This is a genomic window from Ligilactobacillus sp. ESL1201 (genome assembly GCF_058503265.1).
Map to the genome: position 1 here is coordinate 1128436 of NZ_CP196362.1, position 22840 is coordinate 1151275.

23 protein-coding genes are annotated in these 22840 nt (G+C 46.0%); 2 read left to right on the forward strand and 21 right to left on the reverse strand.

Features of this window, described 5'->3' with window-relative positions; genetic code table 11:
* Positions 1 to 91 precede the first annotated feature (91 nt).
* Genes ACSYSK_RS05695 through rnz form a run of 5 tightly spaced genes read right to left on the reverse strand, consistent with a single transcriptional unit; the run spans position 92 to position 5025 of the window.
* Positions 92 to 610, reverse strand: a complete 519-nt coding sequence (locus tag ACSYSK_RS05695; protein WP_491714192.1) for an adenine phosphoribosyltransferase — start codon at positions 608 to 610, stop codon at positions 92 to 94.
* Positions 611 to 626: 16 nt separating this feature from the next.
* Complete coding sequence (gene recJ, locus ACSYSK_RS05700; protein ID WP_491714193.1) at positions 627 to 2957, reverse strand: single-stranded-DNA-specific exonuclease RecJ; 2331 nt, start codon at positions 2955 to 2957, stop codon at positions 627 to 629.
* An 11-nt stretch (positions 2958 to 2968) separates the two neighbouring features.
* Positions 2969 to 3253, reverse strand: coding sequence for a LapA family protein (locus ACSYSK_RS05705; RefSeq protein WP_491714194.1), 285 nt, complete (start codon positions 3251 to 3253; stop codon positions 2969 to 2971).
* A gap of 16 nt (positions 3254 to 3269) precedes the next feature.
* On the reverse strand, positions 3270 to 4076 hold the full coding sequence (locus ACSYSK_RS05710; protein ID WP_491714195.1) for an SDR family NAD(P)-dependent oxidoreductase: 807 nt from the start codon (positions 4074 to 4076) through the stop codon (positions 3270 to 3272).
* 1 nt (position 4077) lies between these two features.
* Entirely contained in the window at positions 4078 to 5025 is a 948-nt protein-coding gene (rnz, locus tag ACSYSK_RS05715) for a ribonuclease Z (protein WP_491714196.1), read from the reverse strand.
* A gap of 129 nt (positions 5026 to 5154) precedes the next feature.
* Here rnz and ACSYSK_RS05720 point away from each other — a divergent pair, with 129 nt between their 5' ends.
* A complete protein-coding gene (locus tag ACSYSK_RS05720; RefSeq protein WP_491714197.1) occupies positions 5155 to 5430 on the forward strand; it encodes a hypothetical protein in 276 nt (91 codons plus the stop codon).
* Here ACSYSK_RS05720 and ACSYSK_RS05725 read toward each other — a convergent pair whose 3' ends face one another.
* The 5 genes from ACSYSK_RS05725 to ACSYSK_RS05745 all read right to left on the reverse strand — a co-directional run bounded on the left by ACSYSK_RS05725 (position 5431) and on the right by ACSYSK_RS05745 (position 12915).
* Complete coding sequence (locus tag ACSYSK_RS05725) at positions 5431 to 7248, reverse strand: acyltransferase family protein (RefSeq protein ID WP_491714198.1); 1818 nt, start codon at positions 7246 to 7248, stop codon at positions 5431 to 5433.
* Between the two features lie 17 nt (positions 7249 to 7265).
* On the reverse strand, positions 7266 to 8558 hold the full coding sequence (obgE, locus tag ACSYSK_RS05730) for a GTPase ObgE (RefSeq protein WP_491714199.1): 1293 nt from the start codon (positions 8556 to 8558) through the stop codon (positions 7266 to 7268).
* An 80-nt stretch (positions 8559 to 8638) separates the two neighbouring features.
* Complete coding sequence (gene uvrC, locus ACSYSK_RS05735; RefSeq protein ID WP_491714200.1) at positions 8639 to 10408, reverse strand: excinuclease ABC subunit UvrC; 1770 nt, start codon at positions 10406 to 10408, stop codon at positions 8639 to 8641.
* 304 nt (positions 10409 to 10712) lie between these two features.
* A complete protein-coding gene (locus ACSYSK_RS05740) occupies positions 10713 to 11447 on the reverse strand; it encodes an amino acid ABC transporter ATP-binding protein (protein WP_491714201.1) in 735 nt (244 codons plus the stop codon).
* Positions 11440 to 12915, reverse strand: a complete 1476-nt coding sequence (locus ACSYSK_RS05745) for an ABC transporter substrate-binding protein/permease (RefSeq protein WP_491714202.1) — start codon at positions 12913 to 12915, stop codon at positions 11440 to 11442. The genes ACSYSK_RS05740 and ACSYSK_RS05745 overlap by 8 nt, the downstream gene beginning before the upstream one ends.
* Before the next feature lie 211 nt (positions 12916 to 13126).
* Here ACSYSK_RS05745 and ACSYSK_RS05750 point away from each other — a divergent pair, with 211 nt between their 5' ends.
* A complete protein-coding gene (locus tag ACSYSK_RS05750) occupies positions 13127 to 13261 on the forward strand; it encodes an SPJ_0845 family protein (RefSeq protein WP_491714203.1) in 135 nt (44 codons plus the stop codon).
* Between the two features lie 240 nt (positions 13262 to 13501).
* Here ACSYSK_RS05750 and yihA read toward each other — a convergent pair whose 3' ends face one another.
* From yihA to cbiQ, 11 genes are all read right to left on the reverse strand, one after another.
* On the reverse strand, positions 13502 to 14089 hold the full coding sequence (gene yihA, locus ACSYSK_RS05755) for a ribosome biogenesis GTP-binding protein YihA/YsxC (protein WP_491714204.1): 588 nt from the start codon (positions 14087 to 14089) through the stop codon (positions 13502 to 13504).
* A 252-nt stretch (positions 14090 to 14341) separates the two neighbouring features.
* On the reverse strand, positions 14342 to 14518 hold the full coding sequence (gene rpmF, locus ACSYSK_RS05760; protein WP_491714205.1) for a 50S ribosomal protein L32: 177 nt from the start codon (positions 14516 to 14518) through the stop codon (positions 14342 to 14344).
* Between the two features lie 74 nt (positions 14519 to 14592).
* Complete coding sequence (locus tag ACSYSK_RS05765; protein WP_491714206.1) at positions 14593 to 15126, reverse strand: YceD family protein; 534 nt, start codon at positions 15124 to 15126, stop codon at positions 14593 to 14595.
* 322 nt (positions 15127 to 15448) lie between these two features.
* Complete coding sequence (locus tag ACSYSK_RS05770; protein WP_491715848.1) at positions 15449 to 16822, reverse strand: ISNCY family transposase; 1374 nt, start codon at positions 16820 to 16822, stop codon at positions 15449 to 15451.
* Between the two features lie 193 nt (positions 16823 to 17015).
* Positions 17016 to 17756, reverse strand: coding sequence for a uroporphyrinogen-III synthase (locus ACSYSK_RS05775; protein ID WP_491714207.1), 741 nt, complete (start codon positions 17754 to 17756; stop codon positions 17016 to 17018).
* Positions 17757 to 17779: 23 nt separating this feature from the next.
* Complete coding sequence (gene cobU / locus ACSYSK_RS05780; RefSeq protein WP_491714208.1) at positions 17780 to 18373, reverse strand: bifunctional adenosylcobinamide kinase/adenosylcobinamide-phosphate guanylyltransferase; 594 nt, start codon at positions 18371 to 18373, stop codon at positions 17780 to 17782.
* A gap of 15 nt (positions 18374 to 18388) precedes the next feature.
* A complete protein-coding gene (gene hemC, locus ACSYSK_RS05785) occupies positions 18389 to 19297 on the reverse strand; it encodes a hydroxymethylbilane synthase (protein WP_491714209.1) in 909 nt (302 codons plus the stop codon).
* Positions 19298 to 19351: 54 nt separating this feature from the next.
* A complete protein-coding gene (locus ACSYSK_RS05790) occupies positions 19352 to 19801 on the reverse strand; it encodes a precorrin-2 dehydrogenase/sirohydrochlorin ferrochelatase family protein (protein ID WP_491714210.1) in 450 nt (149 codons plus the stop codon).
* Positions 19802 to 19810: 9 nt separating this feature from the next.
* Positions 19811 to 21316, reverse strand: a complete 1506-nt coding sequence (locus ACSYSK_RS05795) for a cobyric acid synthase (protein WP_491715869.1) — start codon at positions 21314 to 21316, stop codon at positions 19811 to 19813.
* Between the two features lie 18 nt (positions 21317 to 21334).
* The gene (locus ACSYSK_RS05800) at positions 21335 to 22150 is read right to left on the reverse strand and encodes an energy-coupling factor ABC transporter ATP-binding protein (protein ID WP_491714211.1); all 816 of its coding nucleotides are present in this window, start codon (positions 22148 to 22150) and stop codon (positions 21335 to 21337) included.
* Positions 22151 to 22159: 9 nt separating this feature from the next.
* Positions 22160 to 22837, reverse strand: coding sequence for a cobalt ECF transporter T component CbiQ (gene cbiQ / locus ACSYSK_RS05805; RefSeq protein WP_491714212.1), 678 nt, complete (start codon positions 22835 to 22837; stop codon positions 22160 to 22162).
* Positions 22838 to 22840 lie beyond the last annotated feature (3 nt).

The following is a 22840-nucleotide window of genomic DNA, read 5'->3' on the forward strand; positions in this document are numbered from 1 at the left end:
AGCACAGACAAAATTAACTTGTCGCACTCCCCTTGCTTAATTCAAACTCAATATTGGTGTCCTTAAAAACACTGCTGTACGGCCACCACTTTTAATATTTCATCAAACTTAAAACGTCGTAGTCTTTGACTTTTTCTCTGCCGTGCAACGCCACTAACTCGATCAAAAACGCACAGCCAACCACCGTGCCGCCTAGCTGGTGGACCAAATCGATCGTCGCGCCGATCGTGCCACCAGTCGCTAGCAAATCATCGACCACTAAGACCCGCTGGCCCTTAGCCACGGCATCTTCATGCATGTACAAAGCAGAAGTGCCGTATTCCAAATCATACTTGGCCTCGACGGTCTTGCGCGGTAATTTACCTTTTTTACGGGCAGGAGCAAAGCCCACTCCTAGCTCATAAGCGACCGGACAGCCGACAATAAAGCCCCGTGCTTCCGGTCCGACGATCATTTCTACACCCTTATCCTTAGCAAACTGCACAATTTGATCGGTAGCTTGGTGGTAAGCTTCACCATCAGCCATTAAAGGTGAGATATCCCGAAAGATAACTCCTTTTTCCGGATAATCCGGGATACTTGCGATATACTTATTCAAATCTAGTGCCATGCATTTTACTCCTTTACTAGTCCACCGGCGCGGCTAGGTGCTGTTGCACCCACTCACTGACCTGCGTACTACTACTTTTTACTAAAATGTTTTGAGTTGCGATTGCCAGCTGACGTTGGTGATAAGCAGTTGTTGCGTTTAACGCCACGTGCCGCTTTGCAGGCAAACCTGAAACCGTTCCGTTTTCTATTTTAACAAAACCGACCTCAAAAAACACCTGCAACATAAAAATTAACATCTCGCGGGGAAGACTTAAACGAGTCGCCAACTGCTGGAGTTGCGCCACCTTAAAACTGGGATGACCAGCGATAAAGCGGTAGAGGTCACCAAATTGAGCGTGGGTTGGTAAGCCATTTTTCACTAAATCGTGCTGGCAATAAAATACTAAGTCGACCTGCTTACTTCGCACCTTAGTCAGTAATTGTACCAACTGTTCTTGATCCGGCGGGCAATCTACTAACACCAACCTAGTAGTCGTTAATAAACCGGTTACGTCCTTGGCTAATACTCCTGTCGCCTGTGGGCCCAAAAACTGCCGGACCTGCCGCCAGATATTAGCCGCAAAAAAGACATAGGTCCCCGCCTGTTTGAACAGTGCCGGGGTCAAATAACTTACCCGCCGGTCGTTAACCGTTATCGTAGGTGTAACAGCAGCGGGTAAAGCAATGTCTTGTAAGAGCAACTGGACCGTAGTCTGGTGGCGCCAAACGTTTTTAGCCGGATAACCGACAAACGTCAATTCGGCAGGCGAGGCAAGTGCTGCTTGCAGCTTATCCGCCGCCAAATTAAAGTACAAGGCATTGATCTTTTTTTGCTGAGCAGTCAGCGTCAGGCGCAAGTGATTTTGCTTTTTACCAATCGCCTGAGCGGTAACGACATGATAACCGGTAATTTTAAACAGTGGTTGGGGATTATCCTGCCCAAAAGGAGCTAATTTGTTCAACTGCTCGACTAGTGCTAGCGTCGAGTCGGCCAGCGCCAACGTACCCGCTAACTGCAACGTTTTAGGTGGTGGTGCCGCTAGTTTTTGCTCCTGGGCTGCCTGGTCTAAAATCGTTTGGAGCGTACCTAAATTTTCCGGCGCCACGGTCAGGCCGCAAGCCAGCGGGTGGCCGCCAAACGCAATAAACAGCTCCCGGTGTTCGTCTAAGGCCGCGAAGAGATCAAACGCCGCTACCGAACGGCCTGAGCCCTTGCAGCCCGCGTCCGTAGCAGTCAAGACCAGCGTTGGTTTATTAGTCGCCTCGACAAGCTTACTGGCAACGATTCCTAAAACTCCCTGGTGCCAATCGTCACCACAAATTACGTTAACGGCGTGGTCTGCATTCACTTTAGCCAAAGCCTGAGCCGTAATATCAGCCACCAATTCTTGCCTTTTAGTATTCAATTCTTGCACGTGCTTAGCCAGCGTCTGTGCTTTTTGCTCGTCAAAAGTAGTTAGTAACTCAACGCCTTTTTGCGCGTGCTCCATTCTCCCTAGCGCATTTAACCGCGGCGCTAGAGTAAAGCTTACGGTTTGAGCATCGATTTGTTGCGGGTCGATCCCAGCTTCATGATACAAACTTTTCAGTCCACTACGAGCCGTATTTTGTAATACCTGTAACCCGTAATAAACGATCACTCGGTTTTCCGCGGTCAGTGAAACCACGTCCGCGATCGTCCCGATTGCCGCAAGGTCTAACATATCAACGGGAACTTCTCCACCTAAAAGGGCCGTCGCCACCTTAAAAGCCACCCCGGCTCCCGCTAGATCAGCGAACGGGTACTCTCCTTGCGGATGACGCGGGTGAATGATCGCTTCTGCCGGTGGTAACTGTGCCGGCAACTCATGATGATCGGTGATCACTACCGAAACGCCGTGTTCTTGCGCATAGATAACGGCTTCGTTTCCCGTGACCCCATTATCGACGGTCACGATCAACTGCACGTGTTGCTCGGCGATCAATCGCTGATAAACCGCCACGTTTGGGCCATAGCCATCCTGAAAACGATCCGGAATGTAATAACTCACGTTGGCTCCCAATTGCGACAACGTTTCGTACATAATGGCGGTACTGGTCAAACCGTCGGCATCATAATCCCCGTAGACCACGATTTTTTCATCGTTGATCAGGGCTTGTTCGATCCGGTCGACACCTTTTTGCATATCATGCAGTAAAAACGGGTCGTTCAAGTCTTCTTTTTGCGGGTGTAAAAACTGCTTGATCTGTTGGACAGTTTGGTACCCCCGGTTGACTAATAAGGAGATCAAAGCGGCCGGTTCCCCGGTCTGAGCGCTTAATTCTTTTATTTGTTGCTGATCGTTTAGTTTGTCTGGCAACTGCCAGTTATTTTGAGCCGCAAACACCGCAACACCTTCTATCTGGATTCATGCTGATCAAACTGGTCGACCTGCTTTTTTCTTTGGTCTTCTTCTTTACGTAATTTTTTCAGATCACGTTGACGCTGCCACGCACTGGGTAATCCAATCAATACTACCAGCAATGCCCCACACAGCAACGCTAAAATCAAAATAATGATCAACGGCATCGTCACTTGCGCGAAACCGAAATTAACGGTCACGCGCTGGACGTTGAGCCACGCAAAAATTGCCAATAATAATACTAAAACAATAACTCCGATCGCTCTCCACTGTTTTTTCATCTTTTTTCTTCTTTCATCATTTACGGTTAAACACCCCAGCCGCTAAGAAATCACCCCAACGCGGGAAGGCTTGGTATAAATGATACGTCAACTGTAACAACTGAGGCCGGTTTAACTCGCGTTTCCTCGTACCGATCGTAGCGATGATCTGGGCCGCCAAGACTTCTGGGTCTAAGACCAAGTGCGAGACATTTTCTAAGTAATGTCCCGTTTGGTCGGCAACCGTAAAGAAATCGGTATTGATTGGCCCGGGATTAACCGTTAAAACCGCGATCCCCAAGTTTCTGACTTCTAAACGCAACGCGTTGGAATATGCCAAGACCGCCGCTTTAGTCGCCGCATAAACGGAGGTCTTAGGAGTCTGAACCTTCGCCGCGCTGGAAGCAACGTTGACGATCTGGCCTCTTTTTCTGTCCGCCATGCGCAAGGCCGTGTATTTAGTCAAATACATCAAGCCTAAGACGTTGACCCGAAAAAGTTCCTCGGCCGTTTCCATCGGAAAATCAAGCGCTTTTTCCAGCAAACCAAAGCCCGCGTTATTGATCAACACGTCGATCGGTCCCACTTCTTTTTCTACCTTGATTACCAACTGCTCGATTTGCTGCGGATCTGCCATGTCTAACTGATAAGCAAAAGCCAACCGCCCGGAGATCCGGCGACAAGTTGCAGCCACCTCTTCTAATTTAGCCAGCCGTCTGGCACACACGATCACGACGGCTTTATGTAACGCGGCTTGGTAAGCCAACTGTTCCCCTAAACCAGCAGAAGCACCGGTGATCAGTACGACTCGGTTGTGTAAATTACGTAACTCACGATACCCCATCTCAAGCCTCCTCATCCCGTGCAAACGGAACGTTAAAAACAGCGAAATCTTTAGCCACTACCGTTTGGTGAAAAACCGCCCGCGCATCGGATTGCAGTTGTTTGACTTTAGGACCGACGTAACGCGCGGAAATATGGGTCAAAAGTAACTGCCGCACGTGTGCTTTTTTGGCGGCTTGCGCAGCTTGGACACAGGTCGAATGGTAATACGCACGAGCCAACTGCGCGTCACTTTTACCAAAAGTACTCTCGTGAACCAACACGTCCGCATTTTGCGCCAGTTCCACGATCTTAGGAGTAAAGCGAGTGTCTCCTAAAATCGTTACCACGCGGCCGCTCTTAGGCTCACCGATAAACTCACGCCCATCGAGTACCCGCCCGTCCGGTAAGGTAACGGTTTTTCCCGCCTTGATTTTACCATATAGCGGTCCGGCAGGAACAGCTAACTCCCGTAATTTATCGACTTGTAACTCGCCGGGATAATCTTTTTCTACTACGCGATAACCGACACAAGTGATCCGGTGTTCTAAATAAGCAAATGAGACCCGAAAACGATCGCTCTCATAAATCACACCTTCTTGGTCCAACTCGACAAATTTGACGGGATAGGTCAAACGAGTCTGCGAAGCTTTCAAACTGGCTAAAACATAATCCCTGATCCCTTGAGGCCCGTAGATCGTCAGCGGTACGGCTTTTTGCCCCCCCTGAAAGGAACGACTGCTTAGCAATCCGGGTAAACCGAAAATGTGATCGCCGTGCAAGTGCGTAATAAAAATTTTGGTGATCTTGCGTGGACGAATTGCCGTTTTTAAAATTTGGTGTTGCGTCGCTTCACCACAATCAAATAACCAAACTTCGTTGATTTCCGCCAATAATTTGAGCGCAGTCGCACTAACATTGCGAAACTTTCCCGGAGAACCGGCTCCCGTTCCTAAAAATTCAATTTCCATTCTGTTGTTCAATCCTAACTATAAAAAATAACTGAGCTTTCCAATTACATTAATTTGTATTTTAATCCAGCTGGGGCAAAAACAAAACACTCCTATGCTAAAATAATCCTAGAGGAGTTGATTGCTTTCATGTACGCTTACGACCTGAGTACCGCCGTTTCCGGGTTAGAAAACGAACTGACGCTATTTGTCGAACACGACCAACAAATTTACGCTATCGCCCAAATTTATTCGCAAAATTCCCAACTAATGCTGCAAACAGGCGCTAAACCGGTCACCTTAAAACTACTGCGGCAAAATTTGGCAGTCTTGAGTCCGACTAGCCAAGTGACCCTCGTGTTAAACGAAAAACAAGTCCCCTTTTTCGGTTTCCGCCGCCAACAAAACCGACTGTACTTCGCCTGATCAGTGCAGTAACGCCTTTTTGACCAAGTCGTTAAAATACGGTAAGCCATCCGGTGTCGGGTGGACCTGATCACTGTAAAACCATTCCGGGTGGTCCTTACTGTAATCGTACCAGTCGATCACTTTTAAGTTGTGGTACTGCTTTTGGGCGTTAGCCAGATCCGCGTTGACCTGTTCTTGCCACCGTTTAGTCGGAACCAATACATTGATCCAGTACACCTGCCTTTTAGGTCCAATCGTTTGCATGATCTGGGCCAATTCAGCGTTACTAAACGGCCCATTGGTGCCCAAACTCAATAAGACCGTCGGCGCCAACTGTCCTTTTTGCGCCAGGTCTTGTAAGATGGGGATGGCTTCTCGCACCTGCCTGCCTACCTTGGCATCGACGTACAAGTGCGGAAATGTCTGTTGTAGCGTACTTGCCGCATCTGCCAAAACGGAATCCCCGATCGCGGTGATCGGCATCGCCGTACTTTTACGCCGTGCTTTTTTGCCGTGTTTAGCTGCAGCCTTTTTGGCTTGCTGATTTTTTTGCTGCGTCTGGTGTTTGCTGGTGGCCAGTTTCTTTTGCAACGCCGCTTCATCACGTTGCTTGGCATCACTGACAGTCGGTGGCAAAATTGCCCCAAAAATACCGACCGCACAGATTCCGGTCGCTAACAGCACCCACAGGCGTTTCCAGCCGTAAGGGGATTTCCAGGTGAAAAATTGCTGGCAGACCGTTTTGGTGCGCGCATAGTCAAAATGCTGTAATGGCCGTTCGATATAGCGGTAAGAAAGCGTACTTAACACTAGGATAATGGCTATCTCGACCGCCGCGTGTAAAACCGGGTGCGCCGCTAAATTAGTCACTTTTTCCTCGTAAAAAACCATCACGGGGTACTGATATAAGTAGATCCCATAACTGCGCTTACCGATCCAGGTGAATAACCGGTTGGTCAACAACCGGTTCCACGCGGCTCCCGGATGAGCCACCGCAGCTACCGTAATCACTACCAAAAGTGAAAATAAAAACATGCCTCCACGGTAAAGAGAGGTACTCTGACCGTTAACTACGAAAAATAACCAGATGATCGCCAGTAACGACACGCCACCAGCCAAATTTAATAGCATTCGCGGTTGTTTTTTTAACTGCGGCTTCAACTTAGTCAACGGCCATAAAAAGGCCAGCGCGCACCCCAGCAAAATCGAAAATAACCGGGTGTCAGTGCCGTAATAGACCCGCGAAGGATCATGACCCGGAACAAACTTAAAGATCATCGCCAATACAGATAAAAAGCTTAGTAACAAAGTGACATCAAAGCAGATTTGATAAGACCTGCAAAAATGTAGTAATACTAAAATAACTAACGGCCAAAATAAGTAAAATTGACCTTCGATCGACAGGGTCCACAGGTGCGTAAAAGGCGATTGTGCACCGAATTTATCGAAATAAGATTCGTGATTAGCGATTTGAAACCAGTTATAGACGTACAAAAAATTAGTCAGCATCACGCTGCCCAATTTATGCAACGACTCCCGGGCAAAAAGGGTCAAATAAGCCCCGGTAGCCATGACCAGTGCCACTAACGCCGGGTAAAGTCTTTTGATCCGCCGCAAGTAAAAGGCCCGCACGTCGATCCGGCCGTTTTGCTCGTATTCTTGCAGTAATAAGTCCGTGATCAAATAACCGGAAACTACAAAAAAGATCGGTACCCCTAAAAAACCGCCCTTGATCTTATACGGAAACAGGTGGTAAAAAATCACTCCCATGACTGCAATCGTACGTAACCCATCGAACCCCGTAATGTATCTGCTTTTCTTTAATCTTTTTTCCATCAACAAAATCCATCCATCTATTCCACAAATTCGAAAATAAAGTCTTCTAAGTGCACTTCATCGCCACTCTTAGCGCCCCGAGCCCGTAACTCGTCGTCTACTCCCATTGCTCGTATTTGGCGAGCGAAACGCAATAAACTCTCATCGTGTTCCAAATTAGTCATCTTAAATAATTTTTCGATCTTGGCGCCGCTTAAAGTCCAACTAGCGTCAGGATTACGCGTCAATTCAAACGGCTTTTGCTCTTCTTGATACTCATAGACCTCTTCTTGTTTAGCCACCGGTTGGTTAAATTGTGGTGTCTGTTCCAATAGCTCGGCCGTCTTGTACGCTAGCTGGTCGATGTTATGGTGCGTGATCGCCGAAACCGCCACGATCTGTGGCAGTTTTGTTAAACCGTGATCACTTTTAATTTTAGCCGTAAATTCCTTTAAGTTAGCGGCCGCTTGCGGTTGATCCATCTTACTTGCAACGATGATCTGCGGGCGCTGTAACAATTCCGGGTCATAAGCGGCCAATTCATGGTTGATTTTTTGGTAATCGGCGAACGGTTCACGCCCTTCTTCGCCAGACATATCGACTACGTGTAAGATCACCCGCGTACGTTCAACGTGCCGCAAAAATTGGATCCCTAGGCCAACACCTAAGGACGCTCCTTCGATCAGTCCCGGTAAATCGGCTAGCACGAAATCGCGGCCATCGTCTAATTGCACCATCCCTAAATTAGGGACCAAAGTGGTAAAATGATACTCCGCAATTTTCGGCTTAGCGCTAGTCATTACCGCTAATAGCGTCGATTTGCCCACCGAAGGAAAGCCGACCAGTCCCACGTCTGCCAGTACCTTGAGTTCTAAGCGCAGATTTTTTTCTTCGCCCGGTTCACCGTTTTCAGCGATCTCCGGTGCGGGGTTTTTAGGTGACGCAAACTTAATGTTGCCCCGGCCACCCCGGCCACCAGCAGCGATCACTAATTCCTGACCGTCCGTTACTAAATCACCGACTACTTCGTTGGTATCCGCATCATAAACGGTAGTTCCAGGCGGCACGGCAACCGTTAAATCAGGAGCTTTCCTGCCGTACATTCCCTTGATCATCCCATTTTGTCCGGCCTTAGCCTTAAAAATGCGGTGATAGCGAAAATCCATCAGTGTCCGCAAGCCCTCATCGACCCGCAAAATAATACTACCACCATGACCACCATCACCGCCAGCCGGCCCGCCATTAGGAACGAATTTTTCGTGACGAAAGGCTACCATCCCGTCGCCACCCTTACCGGCCTTAGCCGTAATTTTAACTTGATCTACAAACATTCTTTTAAATCACCCTTCAGTTTTCCGCAGCGCTAATATCTTGCCACACTATAACAGTTTTTAAAAAGCAGGTCAAAGACTCATTTCAAACTCAATTTGATCGTTTGTGCTACTTTGGACGCAATGCCCAGCTGTTGCAATTCCTCTACTGAAGCCGCCTCAATTTTTTTCAGGGATTTAAAATGTTGCAACAGCTTTATCCTCGTCTTAGGTCCCACTCCTTGGATCTCTTCGAGCCTTGAAGACAGAGAATTTTTCGAGTGGACCTGCCGGTGAAACGTAATTACAAAGCGGTGAACCTCATCTTGGATCCGCTGCAACAAATAAAAGCCCTCACTTTTAGGATCCAGGCCGATTTTTTCGTCGTTTTCGGTCATCAGGTCAGCAGTTTTATGGTGCGTATTTTTAACCATCCCTGCCACCGGAATGTCGATACCCAGCTGATTGCGCAACGTCTCACGCGCCGCATTGACTTGGACTACCCCACCATCCATTAAAATCAGATCCGGCAGCGGCTTTTTTTCCGTTAACAAACGCCGGTACCGCCGGTAGATCACCTCTTGCGTGCTAGCCGCTTCATCGGCGTGGTCCACAGTTTTTAATTTATATTTCCGGTATTCTTTTTTAGCCGGACGCCCATCGATAAAACAAACCATCGCCGAAACTAAATCTTGGCCTTGAATGTGCGAATGATCGAAAGCCTCGATCCGGTGTCCGTGTGGCAAGTGTAAGGCGTCGGTGATCTCGTCCATGGCGCCTACCGTCTTTCTTTCATCCAGCTCTAGCAAACGAAACTTCTCTTCTAACACCAAACGCGCATTTTTTTGCGCTAACTCCAGCAAGGCTTTCTTTTGTCCCCGTTGTGGTGTCCGGACCGGCACGTTTAAGATCTGGTGTAACACATCTTGTTCTAGGGTTGCCGGCACCAAAATTTCTTTAGGTAACAAACGGTTTTTTTGATTATAAAATTGCAAAATAAAAGACGTCAATTCGTTTTCCGGCGTATCAATGCACGGAAAAAGCCGCTTTTCTCTTTTCATTAAGCGAGCCTGCCTGATCGAAAAAACCTGAATAGAAAGCCAGCCCTTGTCCATGTAATAAGCAAATAAGTCTCTAGGAGTATTATCATTAGAGATGATCTTTTGGCGTTCAACGGTCACTTCGACGTAATGAATCTGGTCGCGCAACTCGGCGGCTCTTTCATATTCCATGTTTGCCGCTGCTTGCTCCATATTCTTAGTTAACCGTCTTTTGATCCCCTTCACGTTACCCCGTAAAAAAGACTTGATTTTTTTGATTTGAGCCTCGTAAGCACTGGCAGGAACTTCTTTAAAACACGCGCCTAAACACTGGCCCATATGATAATACAAACAAGGTCGCTTCTGGTAACCGTTGCAGCGTCTTAAAGGATAAACCCTTTGCAACAACTGTAACGTTTCGGAAGCAGCATAGACGTTCGGGTACGGGCCAAAATAAGAACCACCGTCATTTTTGACCTGACTAACGATTTTTAACGTCGGATCTTTTTCACTGGTGATTTTAATGTACGGATAACCCGTCCCGCGCTTTAGTTTAATGTTGTAGTAAGGTTTATGCTTTTGAATAAGAGTGATCTCTAATAAAAAGGCTTCCTTGTCGGTCGAAGTCACGATCGTTTCAAAGTCCCGGATCTCGGCTACTAGTTTCGCGGTCTTACCCTCGTGACTGCTTTTAAAATACGACCGGACCCGATTTTTTAAGTTTTTAGCCTTCCCAACGTAGATGATCTTGCTATTCAGGTTTTTCATTAAATAACAGCCGGGAAGGTCTGGTAATAATTTTAACTTATTTTCGATATGTTGGGTTGCCATTGAAGATATTCCCTTCTCAATAATCACTATTAATTATAACGCAAAAAAACACGCTGTGAAACAAGTCGCTTAGCACCTAAAGATTAGTCTAATATCCTCATCAAGCCTGAGCTTAGCTTTGTGATAATACGTAGCCAAATGGTAATCGTTGACTTTGTTGGGCGCAATTAAAAACAAGCCGTGGCAGCTAACGCTCAGTTACCTAAACCACAAAAAAGGATTGGGGCCAAACACATCGCCCTAATCCCTGCTGTTTTTTGTTAGCGTTAAACGCGACGGACCCCAGATAAAAAGCACCAAACAATTAAAGCACTTTAGACAAAAAGTCCTGCGCCCGTTTAGTTTGCGGGTGATCGAACACTTCACTAGGAGTCCCTTCTTCTTGCACGTAGCCATCGGCCATCAACCAGATCCGGTCGGCCACTTCACGCGCAAAACCCATTTCGTGGGTAACTACTACCATCGTCATTCCCGAATCAGCTAAACCCTTCATTACGCCTAGCACTTCACCAACCATTTCGGGATCCAAGGCACTGGTCGGTTCGTCAAACAGCATCACTTCCGGGTCCATCGCTAACGCCCGCGCGATCGCTACCCGCTGTTCTTGTCCGCCAGACAGACTAGCAGGGTACTGATCAGCCTTATCCTCTAGCCCAACTTGGATCAACAAGTCCATTGCTTTTTTATCAGCCTCTTGTTGACTTAAGCCCTTGACTTTGACCGGTGCTAAGGAAATATTTTCCAAAACGGTCATGTTAGGAAACAAGTTGAAGCCCTGAAATACCATGCCCATCTTTTGACGCAAAACGTTTAATTGCTTTTCTGAAATATCGGTCAAGTCCTGTTGCTCAAAAATCACTTTGCCACTCGTCGGCTTTTCCAACACGTTTAAGCACCGCAAAAAGGTACTCTTTCCGGCACCCGAAGGTCCGATGACGCAGACGACTTCGCCTTGGTTGACAGTTTCATTAATTTCTTTTAAGACTTCGTTTTTACCGTAAGTTTTTTCTAAATTTTGAACAGTGATCATCTCAGTCATTTTTCATCTTCCTCTCAAAGTAATTCAAGACCTTAGACAAACTAAACGTCATTACAAAATACAGGATCATGGTGATAAATAACGGCATTACTCCCCGATAGGTCGCCGATTGCACCAACTGTGTCTGGTACATTAAATCGCCAACGCCAATGATCGACACGATCGAGCTTTCCTTAATCAGGGTAATAAATTCGTTTCCCAAAGCCGGCCAGATATTTCTCAGGGCTTGCGGGATCACTACGTAGCGGTAAGTATCTGCCTGGGTCATCCCTAAACTACGCGCCGCTTCGGTTTGTCCTACTGCGATCGATTCGATCCCCGAACGGATCACTTCGGCCACGTACGCCCCGGAATTCAGGGAAGTCGCGATGATCCCCGCCAGTAACGCGGGTAATCCCGAGATCACGGCCCCAATCCCAAAGTAGATAAACATCACTTGGACCATCAAAGGGGTGCCACGGACAAACTCAATATATGCGACAGCAATCGTATGTAATACTTTGCCGTGAGATAACCGCATCAGTGCCAACAAGATTCCCAATAAAAAGCCAAAGAACACGGAAATAACAGTGATCAACAACGTATATTCGATCCCCTTAGCGAAGTAAGTCCAGTACTGCTTCATCGAGTTGGACTTAGTGCTAGCAGTCATATACTTTCCTGCGGCCGGAATATACTGATCGTTGATCAAATTCTTACGCTTGATTTTATTTAGAGTTTGATTGGCAGCTGCCACTAACGCAGGGGAATTTTTCGGAAAAGCGATCGCGGTCCCCTTGACGTTTTCTCCCATATTAAAATGTGGATCAAACGTGTACAGGCCCTTATTGTTAGCCACGAAGGATTTAGCGGTCGGCTCTTCCATTCCTACTGCTTGAACTTTACCACTTTGTAACGCGATCACCAAATCATTTAACTTAGTCAGTCCCTTTAAATTGACGTCTTTGATCTGTCCTTTGACTAAATCATACTGTAAAGAACCCTTTTGTGCGCCCACAGCCTTGCCCTGTAAATCTTTTAGCGACTGGTATTTATTCTTATCTTTTTTATTGATAATAATAAATTGCTTACCCTTATAGTAGATCTGGGAGAAATCCACACTTTTTTGTCTGGTCTTAGTGGGACTCAACGCCGACAAGACCGCATCGACCTTATGCGTTTCCAAGGCTACCAGTAACGAATCAAAATCCATATTCTTAATTTCTAATTTGACGCCTAAATCACGAGCTAATTGCTTAGCGATATCAATATCGACACCAACATAAGTAGTCTTGCCATTTTTCTTAGCGGTAAACTCGTACGGCGGATAATCGGCGCTAGTCCCAACTACCAGCGTTTTTTTCTGCTTGATTTTTTGGACCGAATTATCACCCTGCGCGGTCGTTGCTGCTTGAACTTGACTGGCAGTCACTACCAGCGCACCTACTAACGCCAACAACAGCGTTATTTTTTTCAGCCATTTGCTCATCGAACATCATTCCCCTATCTATTCTTGCATGTCATTATCATACACCTAACTGATTATTTATGCAAAAAAATCGCAAAAAAGGAGTTAATTATTCAATTTATGTATATTTAATGGTATAAATAATTTTATTCACCCGCAAATGATCCGGCGAATTGCACAAATCCCGTAAAACTGTTAAGGTTAATGTATTAAAGTAAAGAGGTGGACACAGATGGGACTTAAAATTAACCAAAAAAATAATTTAGACGACCTTTTCTCCAAGTTTGCGGTCGGCCCTGACGAAAAAAAGAAAAACTCGCAGCAAAGTCCAGCCGATAAAAATAGTTCTCCTAAAAAGACTGACTAATCAAAGAAGTTGTGACCAAAAGTGTTCGGTAGGTAAACGTTAGCTACTACTTTTAAAAACACGATCAACCTAGCATTACGAATACACAGCGGGGCTGGAACAAAGCAAAATTTTGTTCCAGCCCCATTTTTTGTTTTCCGTAAGCAATAGACTGAGCGCGTTTTTCAAGGTCCTCAGAACACCAACAAGCAAATCCAAGTACAGGATTTACTTGGAGCCGCAACTGCTAACCGGCTTACCTTACGGCTTGGCCTGTTGCTCTATCCATTCCCACACTTCTTTTTTACCGGTTTTATTTAAAGCAGAAAAGAGTATCACCGGTTCTTGTTCGCGTAATTGAAGCGTTTTGCGGATCTCCGCCACACATTTATTGTGCTGGCTTTTTTTTATTTTATCGCTTTTAGTGGCGACCACTAACAGCGGCAGATCATAATAATGAAGAAAAGCGATCATCTGCTGATCCAATTTGGTAGGAGCGTGCCTAGCATCGACTAACGAAACTACCCCCCGCAAATTCTCGCGAGTAGAAAAATACGTCTCCAGCATCTTTCCCCACTGACCACGCTGTTTTTGCGAAACTTTCGCGTAACCGTAGCCCGGAACGTCGACAAAGTATAACTGGGATTCAAGCTCGTAAAAATTTAACGTCTGCGTTTTTCCCGGTTGACTAGAAGTCCGGGCGTAACTCTTGCGGTTGATCAAAGTATTGATCAGTGAAGATTTACCGACGTTTGACCGCCCCGCTAAGGCGATCTCAGGGTAACCAGCCGTCGGGTACTGCTGCGGTTTGACCGCACTGATCACGAGTTCAACGTGATTGACCTGCATCAAATTCCTCCTTCATCACACATCACAGTGCCTGAGCGTTTTAATTAACTGCTATAAAAAACGGGACCAGAACAAAATTGTTCTCGCCCCTTTTTTGGTTTCCATAAGCAATAGACTGATCGTGCTCCAAAAAGCAGCAGTTTGTGCCTAGCTACGTTTCAAAATAAAACCTAAAGTACGGTTTTACTTTGAAACTAGGCTAGTGCTCGACTGCTAAGCGCTTTTTGTCCCAACTCCGCCGCTTAACGCCGTTTATTTAACGTTGATAACTTCTTTGTCACCATAATAGCCACAATTAGAGCAAACATGATGAGCCATCCGTAACTCGCCACAATGTGGGCAAGCAGTCATTCCTGGAACCTCTAACTTGTAATGTGTCCGCCGTAATCTTTTCTTCGTCTTAGAAGTTTTTCTTGCTGGAACTGCCATCTGACAGCACCTCCTTATCTAATTATCAAAATCTCAACAAATTGAATTGTACCGTTTATGGAAGCAATTTGCAACTAATCATCGGTCGCAAAAAAATCCGTCAGTTTATCCCAGCGGGGATCAAGCTGGTCTTGCTTTTGCTTGGCTAACTGTTCTTCGCTGACAACCTGCCAGTCATTTCCCTGCGGCAAACTCGCAGCACCCTTTTTTTCCGCGGCGGTCAATACCTTAGTCGGCAAGTGTAAGATCAAATTATCGCTGACTACCGTAGTCAGATCAAGTATGCCATCGGCGACCACGATCACTACTTCCTGTTGCTCGCGCCCATCATTTGGTGGCGTAGTAACGTAACTTTCAGCGATCACAAAATCAACAGCGACCGGAGTAGGTGTCAGAGAACGCGATGAAGGCAAAGTCAGCGTCGCTTGTACCCTGAGTTGAGCATAAACGCCAACCGAATCGACCCCCAAAAAGCCCTTGACACTAACCGGAGAAACTGCTAATAGTTGCGGAACGCGTTTTTGTAGTTCGGCTTGCAAATCAAGGTGCTCAGCGACTGTCAGTCGTTGATCACCTAACTTTTGCAATTGTCGTAGCGACCATTTCATCGTATTCCTCCCCGTACAATAAGCTTTATTATAGCTTAACTAAAACTAGCTGTCAAAGTGTTTTACTTGACAGCTGATTTAACTGTCAATCGTTTTTGAAAATGTCTCAAAAAAATATAAACATTAGCGAGTAATTAGCGCTCAAGCCGCTGGGCTATCTCCCTCTGAAAAAAGGGGATGCTCAGCTTTTTTGTCAGTCGAAATGGTTGCCTAACACACCGCCTCACAGAAGGTCAAGGGTAAAATAAACGGCTACGCCGCCCTTGACCTCTGTAAGGCGATGTGTTGCTTTAATCTGAGTCGACCGACGAAAAAAGCTGTGCTAAGCGTAGCGCTCCTGTTCAAATTCTGCTTGTGTGATCCCGCGTTTAGCTAAATAGCGGTTAAAACTGGCTGCTTTCCAGGGATGCGAAAGCGGTGGAATGTAATTTCTTTTCGCTTTTTGTTTTTGAGGTACGGCGTCGAATTCCTGGGATCGTAACTCATGTGCCGCTAAGCGACGCACACGATATAAACCTTCAGCGATCGAAGCGTACAATTCACCGTCAAAGGCTTTGATAACCAACACCTCTGTCCCACGTTGAAAATAAACTCCTTTTCCAGTCGATGTGACCGGTAAATAAGCCTGTTTATGGAATGAAAAGTGATTACCTGTATTGATCTTACGAGTAGTTAAAGTGCCCAAAATTAGATTTAATTTAGTTGTTACGGGTGCTTTTTCCATCACTGATGTGGTATCATTTATCGGTAGGGCAAACTGCGCATTGTATCTTTCGATGTAGGAATCTAGGAATACATTGGCCGCAGCTAGCGTAGCTACTTGATGAATACGTAATTCAGTGATTAGGCGAGATTGTAGCGTTTCAAAGAGACGCTCAACTCGCCCTTTTGCTTGTGGAATAGAACTGGTCGAAATCTTAGTTCCAAGTTGTTGACAAGCATAACCAAATTGCGTAAAAGTATCATTTTCAACCTGTTTTTGGTGTTTGCGTTGATATTCAAATACCGTTCGCCGATCACTGAAAAATTCATATGGAATGCCATAATTGGTTAGGATCTGATGGTAAACGTGGTAGTAACCCTTGAGGGTTTCTTGATGATCGAAGTAAGCACCAACGATAGTTCCAGTTGCGTCATCAATTGCCACGTGTAAATGACTTTTTTGCTTGCCAAACCATAAGTGGTCACTAGCGTCAATTTGGATTAATTCACCAAAATATTTTTTACGTGGGCGACTAGGGTGAGTTTCTCCTGGAATTAAAATTTTATCTGATTTAGCGACTGTTTTAGTTTTCATAGCTTGTTTTCGGAGCTTTTCTCGGTGCAGTCGTTTGGTTCGCCGATGAGCCTTAGGCGATAAAATATTCGCTTGTTTTAAGATATTAGCGATTGTTGACCGACTGAATTTAAGGTCTTCATGTTCGGCTAATAATTCCGTAAAATGAGTGAAATTAGCGCCGACGTATTTTGTTTGATACAGTTCAACGATAGTTGAACGTGTTGTTTGGGAAAGTGCGTGCTTGGGCTTTTTCAAACGATTTTGGTGAATAAAAGCTGATTTACCAATTGTTCTGTAACGGACAAGTAACCGATCAATCTGACGTCTGGTTACCCCTAGTTGAACCTCAGCTCTAGTTTTAGGCATTTTACCTTCAGCTACGTTTTTGATAATTCGATATTTGTGTGCTTCTTTCATCGTTAAGTAAACCTTTCTCATAAGATCCTCCGCTGTATAATTTGCCTAATTATTTTGGCAGAAGCGGAGGAATTTTTCTAGTTATTTGAGACATTTTCTCGTGTGATTACTTAAGACATTATCAGATGTGAATGACAAGTGTTTTACTTGACAGCTGATTTAACATTCCTCCAATAACTAAATCAAGATCAGTCTAGGACTTTTTCTCCTGCTTAGCGTCCTGCACGATGGCTAGTAAAATCTCAGTCAGCACACCAGCAGTCGTTTGGCGTGGTTGCACAACGGGATAATTATCCTGCGCGATGGCTGCAGCGCTACTAGGTCCCAATACGTAGTAACGCGTGTGTGCGAAACTTGCCGGTATCACAGTTTCAATTTTTTTAAGCCGGTAATAACAGGAAGGACTGGTCACCAGTACCTGCATGATTTTTTGGCCTTTAAGCCGCCGGACCACCTGTTTTTCGGCCTGACTATTCCAGGTATTTTCGTAAACCTGAACTTGCTTAACAAATGCCGGTAATTTAGTCTTGGTCGTCAAATTACCGGTCAGTTTGGTTAGTGAATGCAAGTGTAATTTTGCAATTAGGGCGTTCAACTCCTGCTGATCAGCCCTTCGAGCGACCCGGATGCGCGTTTCAGCGATGCCGTTAGCTAATAATACATCTTTCATCTTCACACTGAGCACTAAGATAAGTGCGTTTTGATTCCAGCTACTTAAAGACTGTACAAAGACCTTCAAGGCAAACTGACTGGTGATCGCAATAGCTTTACTATTCACTAAGACCCGTTTAGCTGTTGCGGTTAACTCGCAGGGCTTTAGCACTCTAAGGGGAAAATAGCACACCCGATCGAATTTTTCCAGTTGCTTTTGCATGTGACTTTCAATTTTAGCTTTCGGGTACGTCAACAGTATCGTAATAATATCACCCCGCAATGCCTAACCAACACCTAAAACTGCTACTTAATTTTTTGTGGCAGACCGCTGATCACGAAATAAACCTCGTCTGCAGCCCGGGCGATGAGCTGATTGACCTCACCGTACAAATCTCGTAAGATCCTCGTTTGTTTAGTGGCGGGCACTACCCCCAAGCCCACCTCGTCGGTAACGATCACCATTCGTTGCTTGCTAGCTGTGATTGCCTGACAAAGTTGCTCCCACTGCGTACAGATCGTTTTTCTTAATTCCTGCAGTGCAACGCGCCCCAAAGAATCAACGTAATCATCAACTCCTAAAGCAGCCTGCCGCGCAGCGTCTTGCACTAAATCAAAAAATAAATTAGTCACTGCCATCGTGACGTCGTCTAGTAGGTAACCGCTAAAATGATGGTTTAAGACAAACGACGCCAAGTCTTGATAACGTTCTTCCGTCACCCAACTCGCGGGTCTTCTTTTTTGGTGTTCGTTGATCCGCAGCTGCATTTCCGGGTCAAAGCCCTTCATGACACCGGTGGCTATATAACAGACCTCGTCGTCTTTAGTAAACATTTTTTCAGCAAAAGCAGACTTTCCACTTTTAGAACCGCCTGTTACCAAAATCAACCGCTCTTCCATTCAATGTCCCCCAAACTAAATCAACGCCAGCGCCCCGGCCCTGATCAATTCTTGCGCCGTAGTTTTACCGCTGATTTTCGTGCTACTACCACAATGTTTTTTTACCAATAATTGCTTGCCATCTTGAGAGGTCACCAACCCCGTAAAGCTCACCCGGTCTCCGTTACTGGTGGCGAATGCACCGATTGGAAAATTACAGCTGCCACCCAGTTCCTGCAAAAAAGCCCGTTCGAGTTTCACGTTTTGGTGAGTCAAGGGATCATCGATCTTTTGGATCAACGCTAACGTCCGTTCATCATTTTGCCGACATTCGATTGCTAACGCTCCCTGTCCTACGGCCGGCAAAATCACGTTCTTTAGCGGTAACCGGTAATAACCGGACAGATCGACCCCTAACCGAGCGAGCCCCGCCTCCGCTAAAATCACACCCTCCAGTCGTTCGCTGCTGATTTTACGGATCCGCGTATCAATATTGCCCCGAATCGGCACGATCTGTAAGTCCGGGCGCAAGTGCAACAATTGTCCTTGCCGGCGTACACTATTAGTCCCGATCCTAGCTCCAACTGGGAGGTCGCTGATACTTTGATAACGCCGACTAGAGACCAAACAATCGTACGGCGACTCCCGTTGCGGGATGCTTCCGAGTATTAATCCAGCAGGTAAAATTGGGGGCATATCCTTTAAACTATGAACCGCAAAATCAAGCTGCCCCGCGTCGATCTGCCGTTCGATCTCCTTGACAAAAATCCCCTTACCCCCAATTTTTTGCAGGTCGCCGCGCAAGTTACGGTCGCCTTCGGTAGTAATTCTTTTCACCACAAAAGTGCTAGTCGGTGCTACTTTTTTGAGCGCGTTGACCACTAGTTCCGTCTGACGCATGGCTAACTTACTTTGTCTGGTGCCAACGATAAATTTATTCTTCAAAAACTTTCACCTAATTAGTAATTAATTTGAGCTCACTTTCTTAAAATATGTATCCTAATGCCCTAAATACCGGGTCAGCAGCCGGGCCAGCGGCTTTTTTAATTTTTTAGCTAAAGCCGGCGCATGCCCCTTAGTCGAAATCGCCACTAACAAGTCGCCGTTTTCCACCTTAGCGACATTGAAAAAATTAGACTGGCATTGCTCGCTAACGTTATTGACCAATTGCATTTCGCTAGTATCGTTAACTACTTGTTCGTTAACTTGCCGGTCATCGGTACAGGCTATCACCAAGCTCATCCCTGTAATATCACCGGTAGTGTATTTTTTAGGGCACCAATTGATCCGCGTACGGTCGATTTGAGCACATAATTTAGGACTGATCACCGTGACCAGCGCGTGCGCGACCAGTAATCCCCTAATTTTACGCGCGGCGATTTTCCCTCCGCCCACTACCGCTACTCGTTTACCTGCAAGGTCTAAAACTACCGGATACGGATACTGCATCAAACCACCTCACTTGATTTCAGCGCCGTTGATGATTTTAATCAACTGGTCCAGCGCGACATTTTGCTGAAATACCTGTGCCAGTTTTTCGTACTGCAATTCTTTATATCCAGCCATTGAAGTCCCCTGATCTTTTAGTGCCGCAAAGCCCTTTTCTCGCCGCAACTTATTCAGTAAGGCTCTTGTCCACTCCTGATTATCAAATATCCCGTGCAAGTAAGTGCCCCAAACCCTGCCGTCCTTGCTAACAGCACCATCCCAGCGCGAAACAGCCCGTCCGTTGCTAGTTACGATCCGAGCAAAAGGCCTGACCTTTGGACCCAAAACTGTTTCTCCCATATGGATCTCATAGCCGCTTAAAACATGGTCGCTTTGCTTAGCGGTTACCTGGGTCGTCCTTTTTCCCTGCGAAAAAACCGTTTGAACGTCAAGTAATCCTAACCCCGCTGCACCAGTCAGCGTTGACTCGATATTGTCCTGGTCACTCACCCGTGTCCCCAGTATCTGGTACCCACCACAAATTCCCGCGATCATTACTCCCCTTTGACGCAGAGCACGCAGTGGTTCAAGTAACTGTCGCTGACGCAAAAACGCGAGGTCTGCTAACGTATTTTTACTCCCGGGAATCACCAACAGGTCCGGAGTTCCTAATTGTTCGGGAGTCAAAACGTAACGGACCGACACGTCCGGTTGAATTTCTAACGCGTGAAAATCGGTAAAATTAGAGATCTTAGGTAACGCGATCACGGCCACATCGAGCACTTTCTGGCTATTTTTAGTGTGAGACTTGTGACTTAAAACGACGCTATCTTCCTCGTCCAAATCAATATCCGTCATTGGTAAAACACCGAGCACCGGAACTCCCGTCAGCTCTTCGATCATTTGGTTGCCGGAATCAAGTAACGTCTGATCCCCGCGAAACTTATTGATAATGATCCCCTTGATCCTTCTTTGTTGCGCAAGCGGCAGTAATTTGATCGTCCCGTAGATTGCAGCATAAACTCCCCCCTTATCAATATCGGCTACCAAGATCACAGGACTATCCGCAATTTCGGCCATCCCCATGTTAACGATATCTTTCTGGTTCAAATTGATCTCCGCCGGGCTGCCAGCGCCCTCCAAAACCATTACGTCGTTTTCACGCGCTAGCGATTGGTAGATCTTACCAATTTTTTCTTTAAACTGGTCTTTGCAATTTTCGTATTCAGCAGCGCTGAGATTCCCCCAAACTTTTCCCATAAAAATTACCTGGGAATCCTGATCCGTCGCGGGCTTTAACAAAATCGGGTTCATCCGGACATCGGGTTGTCTGCCAGCTGCTTCGGCCTGAAAAACCTGTGCCCTGCCCATTTCGGCCCCATTCGGGGTGATAAACGAATTGAGCGCCATATTTTGAGACTTAAAGGGTGCAACTTTTAGTCCCTGGTTCTTTAAGATCCGGCATAGGGCAGCGGCGGTCCAACTTTTACCGGCATCCGATGTGGTTCCCTGAAACATAATTGATTTCGTCACAATGACTCAGGCCTCCCTTAGTTAATTATCCTTTCGCGTGGCGTCAGCGGCAAATAATTCCGCTGCCGACGAGTACAGTGGGAGTTGCAATTTTTCGTGCAACCTGACCAACCACGGTTGCCGCAGTTTACTGCGTAACAACAATTGTTCGTCTAAGAAAACTGCTGCTTTTTTCCCCGCTGCTATGACTTGTCCGGCGGTCAAAATATAACAATAATTGCAAACTTCGTAGACAAAATCCATATCGTGACTAGAGATGATCAGTTTGTGGCCCTGACTGACCAACTTATTGATCAAAAAGATCATCCGCTGCACCCCGTCCGGATCTAAGCCCGCCGTCGGCTCGTCTAATAAGATCCATTCCGAATGTAAGACTAAGATCCCGGCGATCGCAACGCGTTTTTTTTGCCCGCCACTGAGGTAATGGACCGGTCGTTTTCTCAGATCAAGGATATCTAATTGTGTTAACGCCTCGGTCACGCGCCGCTCAATTTCTTGCGGGGGAAAGTTTAAGTTATGTAATGCAAAAGCAACGTCGTCTTCAACGATCGAGTAAAAAATTTGCTGTTCCGAATCCTGAAAAACGATCCCCACTTTTTGGCGTAGCTGATTTAGCGCCTTTTTACTATACTTTAACTCTTTACCGTCTACTATTACCTTACCCGCCGTTGGCTTTAACATCCCGACTAAATTTAAAAACAGCGTCGATTTTCCCGAGCCATTGGGACCGATCACGCCGATCACCGGCCCGTGGGAATCACCAAAAGTCATAGAAACGTGGTTTAAAATCGCCTGATTAGGTTCGTAACCAAAACTAAGATCTTGAACTTCGATCATTTTTTTCTCCTAAATTTTAAAATCGCCATCAAACAGTTTGGCATCTAACGCGTACACCATCTGGTCATAATTAATAATAACCTGCTTAAACAGCATCTGGACTAAAATTCCGCAGGAACGTAACGCCACCCTGAAATTACGGTAGCCAAATTTTAACTTTTGTGCCCGGTAAATTTCTTCGGCGGAGGCGATAAAAATAAAAATAAAGCGGTACATCAACATGGTTTCTTCGATTAAAACACTAGGCAGGTGTAACTTTTTTAAGAGCACGATGATCTGCTGAAAAGGCGTAGTCGTAGCGAACCAATACGTGCACACGATTGCCGTTAGGATGCGAACCATTAGGTTGATCCCACTGGGCAACATTTCCTTAGAAATACCGAAGTAATTACCAAAAAGATGGAGCGGGTAATAAATAGCTGCTTTTCTAGCGGATACCGTAAAAATAACACCTAACACGCTGAGAATAATAAAGGGTAGCACCGGATAAAACCACTTCAAATATTGTTTGAGTGTGATCCGATCCGCGTATAAGTTATGGGCGACCACCAGCACTACTAACACTAACTTTAGCCAATTAAGTGGCTGAAACGCAATGATCATCCCCACCAGCCACAAGGTCGCCTTTAACGTCGGTGTCCAGTTTAAGATCCGGTTATTATACGCATACTTATCAATGCTTAACACGAG